Here is a 9,080-nt window from a genome sequence, read left to right as displayed (position 1 = left end):
CGCCGGCGCGTCGTCGATCCTCGGCGCCATCAACTTCATCACCACGATCTTCAACATGCGCGCGCCCGGCATGACCATGCACAAGATGCCGCTGTTCGTGTGGTCGATTCTGGTGACCACATTCATGTTGCTGCTGGCGCTGCCAGTGCTTGCTGGCGCCATCACCATGCTGCTCACCGACCGCAATTTCGGCACCACTTTCTTCGACCCGCAGGGCGGCGGCGACCCGCTCCTGTTCCAGCACCTGTTCTGGTTCTTCGGCCATCCCGAGGTCTACATCATGATTCTGCCGGGCTTCGGCATGATCAGCCAGATCGTGTCGACGTTTTCGAAGAAGCCGGTATTCGGCTATCTCGGCATGGCCTACGCCATGGTGGCCATCGGCGGCATCGGCTTCGTCGTTTGGGCGCATCACATGTTCGTCGTCGGCATGTCGGCGAGCGTGCAGGCCTACTTTATCGCGGCATCGATGGTGATCGCGGTGCCCACCGGCGTGAAGGTCTTTTCCTGGCTTGCGACGATGTGGGGCGGCTCAATCGAGTTCAAGACGCCGATGCTGTGGGCAATCGGCTTCATCCTTCTGTTCACCATCGGCGGCGTCACGGGCGTGGTGCTGGCCAATGCCGGCGTCGACCGCGAGTTGCACGGCACCTATTACGTGGTGGCGCATTTCCACTACGTGCTCTCGCTCGGCGCCGTGTTTGCGATTTTCGGCGGCTGGTACTACTGGTTCCCGAAGATGACCGGCTACATGTACAACGAGACGCTCGGAAAGGTGCACTTCTGGTTCACGTTCATCGGCGTCAACCTAGCCTTCTTCCCGCAGCACTTCCTCGGCATGGCCGGTATGCCGCGGCGCTATGTAGATTACCCAGCAGCCTTCGCCGGGTGGAATTTCGTTTCATCGATCGGCTCCTATATTTCGGGCTTCGGGGTGCTCGTGTTCTTCTACTGCATGGCGCTAGCCTTGATGCGCAAGGAACGCGCGTCGGCGAATCCTTGGGGACCGGGCGCGACCACCCTGGAGTGGACGCTGCCCTCACCCCCGCCGTTCCATCAGTTTGAAACATTGCCACTCATACTGTGATGCAAGTTGGAGAGCTAAACACTGGAAAGGATCTGAATCATGTCTGCCAAAAAGAAACGTCCCAACAGACTGCCGTCGGCTACAATGGCACACCTGAACGCGCTGCTTGATGAAGCTCTCGAAGAGACTTTCCCAGCGAGCGATCCAGTTTCGATTTGCCTGGAGATCGGGACGCCCCAGCAAACGATGGCCGTCCAAGCCGCGTCACGCCCATCCAGGGTACCCTATTCGCGTCCCATGGAGCGCTCGCTGAAGAGTATTAACAACCGCTTCGTTGGATAACTTCGTGTAACGAGCTCCTGATGGCTTCTTTCGTCACCGTCGGGTTCCATCATCATGGCAAGAACCTTTAAGGTGGGTAATCACGTCAGCTGGAACTCCGAGGCTGGTCGCGTCACGGGTCATATCGTCCGAGTACACATCAGGGACGTGAACTACAAGGGCTACGTGCGTCACGCCAGCCTTACCGATCCTCAATACGAGCTTAAAAGCGACAAAACCGATCACGTTGCTATGCACAAGGGACGGGCGTTACGACGCCTTCGCGATTGAGCTTTCCGGAACCGGATGTGTCGCAGGTGCAGGTTGGCTCATGCGTGGAATTCCAAAACGTACGCTCCAACTCCTGTAGGTCCCACCGCAAAGAAAGGAATGTAAAGAATTGTTATGGTCGCGCGGCCTTTATTCTAATTCAGACCAAAGCGCAAAGCTTTGCGCTCAGAGACCTGTATCTGCTCGTGTAGTCGCGGGAGTTGCTCGGCATGCCCGCGTCCTCTGAGGCACACTCAACTCGCTCAGTCATTTCGGTCACCCACTTGAGCGGAGGCTTAGCCAAGACGAACGCGCCAAACGTCGGGACCCTGCTCGAGATAGGCCCAATCCGCAGCGAGCGCCGTAACGAGCTTCGAGCTGGAAACGAAGCCGCTTGGGATCATGATCGACGACCAGCTGCAATGAGCTGCCTGCCCGGAGTGAGGTGTTCGAATAGTTGAGAGATGATCAGGTGACGGTAGCGCGGATCAATTTCGGCGACCGTGACCACCCGCTCGGCAATTTGATCTGTTTCCGGAATTAGGCCGGCTCCCTTGCTGCAGGAAGTTGGTTTGCGATCCTGCCGGTATTCGATGGCTGCTGTCTCGCGCATTTCAGTTCGACGAAAAGACCGTTGATACGCTGAATCAATCGCGTCGCACCATCGATCCCCAGAACCTTGCCCAGTACGGTTCGGAAGTACGACTTCATGATCCGCCCCGTGACCCCGCGATCGCCGCATATCATCTCGACGATGTTTTGGGCGAGCGGCGAGAGCGCTTGGCTGCCAACGTCGGGATCTAAGATGCCACGGAGAGCTTGCTCAACCTTGGTCCAATTCGTGCCCGAGATATGGGTTAGTACATTGCCAAAGTGGCCATGTTGGCGAAGCCCCGTGACCAGAGTGAAGGCAAGATCGCTCGGTAGCGGGCATTCGACTTCCGCGAGGGCCGGGATTTGCTCGCGCGGTAGGCGCCCTATAGCTCAAATACTGTGGAAAGCCCCGCTATGGGGCTAATCTGAATGGACCGGTTGGCCGTGTCGAACATGCAGAACCTCATTAAACATATATCTGTAATACAGCTTATCGGATGACAAGGGCGCAAGCGAACAATTGCGAGCGGTGCTGGCGAAGGCTGATATCGCTGTCAACAAAGGGGGCTTCCCGACGGCGGCGAACCAGCGATCGGCTTGACTACCGGTTTGTCCGAAGCTGCTGAAGCGATGGAGGCACGAGGTAGGAAGGATCAAATTCCGCGATAATCTGCAGCGCCGCCCTATCGAGAATTTTGATCTCATGGCGCCTCATAGCGATCAACCCCTCGCGTTTGAGTTGGCTGATCATACGATTCGCGTGAGGGCCGCTTAGCCCAACGCGATCAGCGATATCCTCCTGCGACAGCGGTATCTCAAAGGTATTCTCTGAAGCCATTCCAACAGCCTTCAGTCGAAAATGAATTTCCAAAAGGAAATGTGCGACGCGCTCTAGCGGAGATCGACGACCGGCATCGACAAGATGATGCGCATAGAGCGACGCTTCGTGCGCAACAAGCGAGATCAGGGCAACTGCTATATTGGGCCTCTCATTGCAAACGTCGATAAACGCGTCGAATGAAATACGATTGAGGCTCATCTCTGTGGCGGCTTTAACGGAATAGAGCGAACGGTCGAAAAAAGACTCGGGGAAGCCAGCAATGTCTCCCGGCAAAAGCGTGTTAATGATTTGCCGCCCGCCCTTGTGTACCAGCGTGTAGCGGACGGCAAATCCACTCTCAACTATGTACAATTCCTTATATTCAAAACCCTGAACGATGATGTCCTTGCCCTTTTTCACGGTCAGTCTACGATTTAGCAGGCGATTTAGCGCCTTCAAGTCGCTTGCGCTGAGAGATGCGTGGGTCAAAAGCTTGATCACAAAGGGATGCCTCTCAATCGGCCGATCCCGGATTGCCTTAGATGTCGCAGCAGGTGGGATGCTCACCGAAGCTCTCCCAAAGGATAATTTTTTATCAGACAAATATGTATATGTAATATATCTTATAAAATACAAGAAGGCGCGCGCAACGCGCCGGCCCGGCTAAGCCTCGTTCCAGCGGCTAGCCGCTGACTGTGTGTTTTGTTTGAATGGTGTAGCCTATGACGATGGCTACTGGGCGTCGCCATCTCGCTTGTTCAAGCTGATTTCGAGTGACGATGCCATGCGCTGCGCAATGTCAACTAAGACAGTCGCGCTGTCAGCCGGGCAGAGATCCTGGGCCGTCTCCCGGAAGAGCGCCAGCCATTGCGGAATCAGGTCTGCGCGGATGGTTGCATGCTTGATGTGCGCGGGAATGAAGTTTCGCGCGTTGTAGCTACGATCAAGCCGTATCACATAAAGCCAGAATGAAATAACTGTCTCGATATGTGCCGGCCAACGATCGTCAATGATACCGTCGAAAACCGGCCCCAACATCGGGTCGCGCCTCACTCTGGCATAGAAGGCGGGAATAAGCCGGCGGATCTCCGCCTCGGTGATGCCGGCATTTGTAGCCTTGTGCTCATAAGCGGCCGAAACGATGCTGATATCGGCCATTGCCGTACCCTTTGGTGCGCTGATCGCTAAAAGTCTTCCGAGACCGGGAAAAGATCAGCGGGAGCGGAACTGGCGTGCACTTTGGAAAGTTGTCGTTTTATCTGCTGCCACTGAGAGCGCTCCTCGGATTGAGGCTTTGGATATGGCCACTCTCGGTACCTGCTGTCGGGTCGATCACGGCATTGATGAGTGCGGGCTTTTTGGCCACGAGCGCGTCGCTCAGTGCCTTCGTGAGGCTGGGCGTGTCGGCTGCGTAGTAGCCGACACCACCAAACGCCTCCATCATCTTGTCATAGCGTGCGTTGCGCATGAGACCGGTAGGCGAGCAACCGGCGGCGCCAGCCGGATCACCCCGATAAATTCCGTTATTGTTGAGGATGATTGTGATTACCGGCAACTCGTAGCGGCAGATCGTTTCGACCTCCATGCCGCAAAAACCAAAAGCGCTGTCGCCCTCAATGGCGACGACCGGCTTGCCGGTGACTACAGCGGCACCGATAGCGTAGCCCATGCCGACGCCCATCACGCCCCAGGTGCCAGAATCGAGACGGTGGCGGGGCTCGTAGATGTCGATGATGTTGCGGGCGAAATCGAGCGTGTTGGCACCCTCGTTGACGATATACACGTCCGGCCGACCGGCAAGCGCATTGCGGACGGCACGCAACGCGCTATGGAAGTTCATCGGATTTGGATCGGCGCTGAGATGCGCCGCCATCCGCTCCTGGTTCTTCCGCTTGTGCTCGGCAATATCGGCGAGCCAGGCGGCTTTCGGTTGGAGCGCCTGAAGCTTTATCGCAGCATTGAACGCTGCAAGGGCGGACTTGATGTCACCGACCACTGGGGCGGCGATGGCACGATTACTGTCCATCTCGGTGGGCGAGATGTCGACTTGTACGAAGCGGGTCGTTTCCGGCCAGAGCGGGCCCCTGCCGTGCGAGAGCAGCCAGTTGAGGCGGGCTCCGATCAGCATGGCCACATCGGTGTGTCCGATTGCGTAGGAGCGCGCCGCGGCGACGGACTGTGCATGATCGTCGGGTAGCAGGCCCTTTGCCATCGACATGGGCAGAAAGGGGATGCCGGTTGCCTCTATGAACGAGCGAATCTCTTCGTCGGCTTGGGCGTAGGCGGCACCCTTGCCCAAAATGACCAAGGGGCGCTGCGCTGTTGCCAAGACATCGAGCGCCCGCGCGATCGATGCCGGGTCGGGAATTTGCCGCGGCGAGGGGTCGATGACCTTCACCAACGACTTTTTCGCCGTTTCAAGCTCGATGGCCATGCCAAGGAGCTTCGCCGGAAGGTCGAGGTAGACGCCGCCGGGACGCCCAGATACGGCGGCGCGAATGGCTCGCGCTATACCGATACCGATATCCTGTGGTCGATTGATTCGATAGGCCGCCTTGGCATAGGGCTTGGCGGCGTTCATCTGATCGAGTTCTTCGTAATCGCCCTGCTCGAGATCGATAATCGCCCGATCGCTCGACCCGCTGATCAGGATCATCGGGAAGCAATTGGTCGTGGCATTGGCAAGGGCGATTAGCCCATTCAAGTAGCCGGGTGCGGAAACCGTCATGCAGATGCCTGACTTCTGGGTCAGGTACCCGGCAATTGCTGCGGCATTTCCGGCCGACTGCTCATGGCGAAAGCCCACGTAGCGGATGCTCTGCGCCTGCGCCAAGCGCATCAGGTCGGTCACCGGAATACCGGCGATCCCATAGATGGTGTCAATTCCGTTCAGCTTGAGGGCATCCACCACCAAGTGGAAGCCGTCTGTCATATTAGGATCGGGCATGTTCTCCACCATTTTTGCACATTGAGACATGCGAACTATCGTTGCTCGTTGAGCCGTCTCCCGATCGGTTCATCCACTGACGCGTGCCGCTTGTGCGATATCGCCTCAAAATCCTCTGGAGCGAGCAGCAGATCCGCAAGGGTATAACGGTCCAGCGTTTGCCAGAATGCCCCCAGGGCCTCCTGCAGAGCGCCGCGCATGCGGCAACGCGGTGTAATCCGGCAGTGGTTATCGGCTGTGAAGCATTCGACCAGCGCAAAGTCGGGCTCCGTAGCGCGCATGACCTCGCCGAGCTGAATTTTGCTCGGCCGCCGGGCCAGCGCCAAACCGCCCGAGTGCCCGCGGACCGTTCTGAGGTATCCAGCTCGCGTGAGCAGGTTGACGATTTTCATAAGATGAGCCCGCGAGATGCCGTACGCTTCGGCGGTCTCTTCGATCGTGACGAGCCGATCACCATGTGTCCCCGCATACATCAGGACGCGCAAGGCATAATCGGTAAAGTTAGTCAGTCGCATCGTGGCCCGCCAAATTGTGCACTACCCAACTCTGTCAGGCTCCAATTACAAAGGTGTACACGGTATGCATGTTTTGCAAGTCTGACCGCTTAATGAGTCTTACGCCACAGAAGATATATTGACAATATATCTTATGCGGAATAGCCCTATGGGTACGCCCAGCTCCACCAAGAGACGGCGGTCGTCAGACGGAAAGGAAGCCTGCATGTGCGAACAAAACGCGGATCTTTCGGACGAGGAGATTGACGTGCGCAGTCTCATTCCGGCGCAACGTCACGCGAAGATCTTCCAGCACATCGATGAATTGGCGTTTGGAGCATCGTTCGTGCTGGTCAATGATCACGACCCAAAGCCACTCTATTATCAGCTGGAAGCTGAATATCCGAAACAGTTCTCCTGGACCTATCTGGAGAGGGGACCAGAGGTGTGGCGCGTCGAGATCGGCCGGGTGCAGAAGGCAGCCTAGCGTCCCGGTCGCGCATTGATGGCGTCCGGTTCGCCTGACGCCATCCAACCGTTAAGGGATTTGCCATGGTCGGCGTCACGCTATCTCGATGGACCATGTCTTATTTCGCGGTGGCGCTCGTCAGCCTACTGACGGCGGAGTGCCTCATGGCCAGCGGCTATGGATTTCCCGGTGCGCCGATCGCAGCCCCGCAGACGCTCGTTGTTGTGCACGTCGTCGCCATAGGGTGGCTGAGCCTCCTGCTGTGTGGGGCGCTGTTTCAGTTCGTGCCCGTTCTCGTCGCTAAGCCACTCTACAGCAACTCCCTGCCGTTGCCGACCCTTGTTCTTCTCTGTGCAGGTCTGCTTGCGCTCCTCTGCGGATTTCTGCAGTTCGGTGGCACAATCGAATTCGAAGTGAGTTTACTTCCGGTAGGCGCAGCCCTTCTGCTGCTCGGCTTTGCCTTTGCCCTCTGGAATCTCGGCCGCACGTTGTGGGATGCGCGCCCGCTCGGTCTGTCGGCACGTTTCGTCATTGTCGGCCTCACCAGCCTTGTGGCAGCCGCCGGATTGGGAATCGTCTTCGCCTTCGTGCTCGGCGGTACCACGGCAGAGACCCGCCTCACCGCTCTGACGGCCGAAGGATTGCCGCTCCATGTGATCGCGGGGCTTGGCGGCTGGCTGACCGTTTCGGCGATGGGCGTCAGCTATCGGCTCTTGGCAATGTTCATGCTCGCTCCCGAACGCGAAGGCGCAGGCACGCGCGGCGCCCTCCACATGGCAACAGCCGCGATGACGGTCGCCATCGTCGGCGGAGTGATCGCAATTTGCAATGCAGTGAGCCTGGGAACGGTTCTAATCGCTGCGGGCCTGCTCGGCCTCGGGGCGCTTACGCTCTATGGACGTGATATGCTTTACCTGTATCGTGCGAGAAAGCGGCGGCTGATCGAACTCAACAGCCGCATGGCCGGCGTCGCCCTTGCCAACCTAGCGGCCGGCGTGATCCTCGCAATCATCTTTGTTGCCACCGGCACCTTGCAGCGCCACCTCGGAGCGTTGGTCTTCCTCTTCGCCTTCGGGTGGCTCTCCGGTCTGGGCCTCGCCCAACTCTACAAGATCGTCGCCTTTCTCACCTGGCTTGAGTGCTATGGCCCGGTGCTTGGCAAAACACAAACGCCGCGGGTTCAGGACCTGGTGATTGAGACGCGCGCGTCGAAGTGGTTCGTCCTTTATTTTGTCGCCGTCTGGACAGGCACCGTCGTTCTGCTGACGGGCCCGGCATGGGCCTTTCAGGCGACCGCCGGCATCATGCTCATCGCGACCGCCGGCATTGTTGCTCAGATCGTGCGCACGCGGCGTCTCGCTGACGTGGCGAACACGTTGCGTTTGCCCCAAGGGGCGCACCGACCGCGCCTCCTGCTTTCGCTTTCCCCACAAACTTGACTCAAGGAGCATGGTCCCATGACAACAGCCTTCGTAGAACTCGACGTTCGTCCAATCCTGCGCGACGGTGGCGAGCCGTTTGGAAAGATCATGGAAGCCGTCGCCGCGCTCACCCCTGACCAGGGATTGCGGTTGTTCGCGACCTTCAAGCCGACACCATTGTTGCAGGTGCTCGGCTCCAAGGGTTACAGCCATCAAGTCCGGCAGCTCGAAGACGGCGACTGGGAGGTGCTGTTCAGTCCGACGAGAACAGAGAAGGCCACGGAAGCTTCGCCCGCAGCGGCCAGTGACAATTCCGCTTGGCCCGATCCGGTGCAGCACATGGACAATCGTGAGCTTGATCCGCCAGAGCCCATGGTGCGCATTCTCGCTGCACTCGAATCGATGAAGCGCGGCGAGGTTCTCTCGGCATTCCTGTGCCGTGAGCCGACATTTCTACTCCCCGAGCTCGCCAAGCGCGGCCATGATTGGCATGGCGGCTTCGAACCTGACGGCAAGACTTACAAGATTCTCATCCGAGTCGGTGCCGCCAAGGCGGCTGCTGCCGCATGACCGGTGATGCAGGGGGAGTGGATCAACTCGCTGCAAAGGTCGACGCTCATGTTTATCCAAACCGAATCGACGCAAGATCCGGCAACCCTGAAGTTTCTGCCCGGCCAACAAGTCCTGGCTGACGGCAAACTCGTATTTGAGGACAGC

The 9,080-nt window shown here is 58.2% G+C and carries 10 protein-coding genes and 1 pseudogene; 6 read left to right on the top strand and 5 right to left on the bottom strand.

What is annotated here, in order from left to right:
• Positions 1-1,087: cbb3-type cytochrome c oxidase subunit I (locus tag WB528_RS05805; RefSeq protein ID WP_423887473.1), on the top strand; the 1,087-nt coding region annotated here is incomplete at its 5' end.
• A 336-nt stretch (positions 1,088-1,423) separates the two neighbouring features.
• Positions 1,424-1,639: a DUF2945 domain-containing protein gene (locus tag WB528_RS05800; protein ID WP_423887472.1), complete on the top strand. Its 216-nt coding sequence runs from the start codon at positions 1,424-1,426 to the stop codon at positions 1,637-1,639.
• Between the two features lie 379 nt (positions 1,640-2,018).
• Here the strand turns inward: WB528_RS05800 and WB528_RS05795 are convergent, their stop codons facing one another.
• The 5 genes from WB528_RS05795 to WB528_RS05775 all read right to left on the bottom strand — a co-directional run bounded on the left by WB528_RS05795 (position 2,019) and on the right by WB528_RS05775 (position 6,494).
• Positions 2,019-2,231: a hypothetical protein gene (locus tag WB528_RS05795; protein WP_423887471.1), complete on the bottom strand. Its 213-nt coding sequence runs from the start codon at positions 2,229-2,231 to the stop codon at positions 2,019-2,021.
• Between the two features lie 582 nt (positions 2,232-2,813).
• Positions 2,814-3,599, bottom strand: coding sequence for a Crp/Fnr family transcriptional regulator (locus tag WB528_RS05790; protein WP_423887470.1), 786 nt, complete (start codon positions 3,597-3,599; stop codon positions 2,814-2,816).
• 165 nt (positions 3,600-3,764) lie between these two features.
• Positions 3,765-4,190 carry a group III truncated hemoglobin gene (locus tag WB528_RS05785; protein WP_423887469.1) on the bottom strand — a complete coding sequence of 142 codons (426 nt, stop codon included), beginning with the start codon at positions 4,188-4,190 and terminating at the stop codon, positions 3,765-3,767.
• Between the two features lie 97 nt (positions 4,191-4,287).
• The gene (oxc, locus tag WB528_RS05780) at positions 4,288-6,009 is read right to left on the bottom strand and encodes an oxalyl-CoA decarboxylase (protein ID WP_423887468.1); all 1,722 of its coding nucleotides are present in this window, start codon (positions 6,007-6,009) and stop codon (positions 4,288-4,290) included.
• A 5-nt stretch (positions 6,010-6,014) separates the two neighbouring features.
• Positions 6,015-6,494 (bottom strand): RrF2 family transcriptional regulator, encoded by a 480-nt coding sequence (locus tag WB528_RS05775; RefSeq protein WP_423887467.1) that lies wholly within the window; start codon positions 6,492-6,494, stop codon positions 6,015-6,017.
• Between the two features lie 205 nt (positions 6,495-6,699).
• Between WB528_RS05775 and WB528_RS05770 the strand changes: the two genes are divergently transcribed.
• The 4 genes and pseudogenes from WB528_RS05770 to WB528_RS05755 form a co-directional block, all read left to right on the top strand.
• A complete protein-coding gene (locus WB528_RS05770) occupies positions 6,700-6,960 on the top strand; it encodes a DUF2249 domain-containing protein (RefSeq protein WP_423887466.1) in 261 nt (86 codons plus the stop codon).
• 65 nt (positions 6,961-7,025) lie between these two features.
• Positions 7,026-8,381, top strand: a complete 1,356-nt coding sequence (locus WB528_RS05765; protein ID WP_423887465.1) for a hypothetical protein — start codon at positions 7,026-7,028, stop codon at positions 8,379-8,381.
• Positions 8,382-8,399: 18 nt separating this feature from the next.
• The gene (locus WB528_RS05760; RefSeq protein ID WP_423887464.1) at positions 8,400-8,933 is read left to right on the top strand and encodes a DUF2249 domain-containing protein; all 534 of its coding nucleotides are present in this window, start codon (positions 8,400-8,402) and stop codon (positions 8,931-8,933) included.
• Positions 8,934-8,981: 48 nt separating this feature from the next.
• Positions 8,982-9,080: pseudogene (locus WB528_RS05755) on the top strand (NifU family protein); the annotation flags it as partial.

Origin of the sequence: Bradyrhizobium sp., from assembly GCF_049586575.1 — a bacterium.
Lineage (GTDB): Bacteria > Pseudomonadota > Alphaproteobacteria > Rhizobiales > Xanthobacteraceae > Bradyrhizobium.
Note: the sequence above shows the minus strand (reverse complement) of the source record. Positions and strands in the feature narration are given on the sequence as shown.

Excerpts from the sequence above, each read along its gene's own strand:
- WB528_RS05800 (WP_423887472.1), top strand. The coding sequence starts at position 1,424 with ATGGCAAGAACCTTTAAGGTGGGTAATCACGTCAGCTGGAACTCCGAG.
- WB528_RS05760 (WP_423887464.1), top strand. The coding sequence starts at position 8,400 with ATGACAACAGCCTTCGTAGAACTCGACGTTCGTCCAATCCTGCGCGAC.
- WB528_RS05765 (WP_423887465.1), top strand. The coding sequence starts at position 7,026 with ATGGTCGGCGTCACGCTATCTCGATGGACCATGTCTTATTTCGCGGTG.
- WB528_RS05795 (WP_423887471.1), bottom strand. The coding sequence starts at position 2,231 with ATGCGCGAGACAGCAGCCATCGAATACCGGCAGGATCGCAAACCAACT.
- oxc (WP_423887468.1), bottom strand. The coding sequence starts at position 6,009 with ATGTCTCAATGTGCAAAAATGGTGGAGAACATGCCCGATCCTAATATG.
- WB528_RS05770 (WP_423887466.1), top strand. The coding sequence starts at position 6,700 with ATGTGCGAACAAAACGCGGATCTTTCGGACGAGGAGATTGACGTGCGC.
- WB528_RS05785 (WP_423887469.1), bottom strand. The coding sequence starts at position 4,190 with ATGGCCGATATCAGCATCGTTTCGGCCGCTTATGAGCACAAGGCTACA.
- WB528_RS05775 (WP_423887467.1), bottom strand. The coding sequence starts at position 6,494 with ATGCGACTGACTAACTTTACCGATTATGCCTTGCGCGTCCTGATGTAT.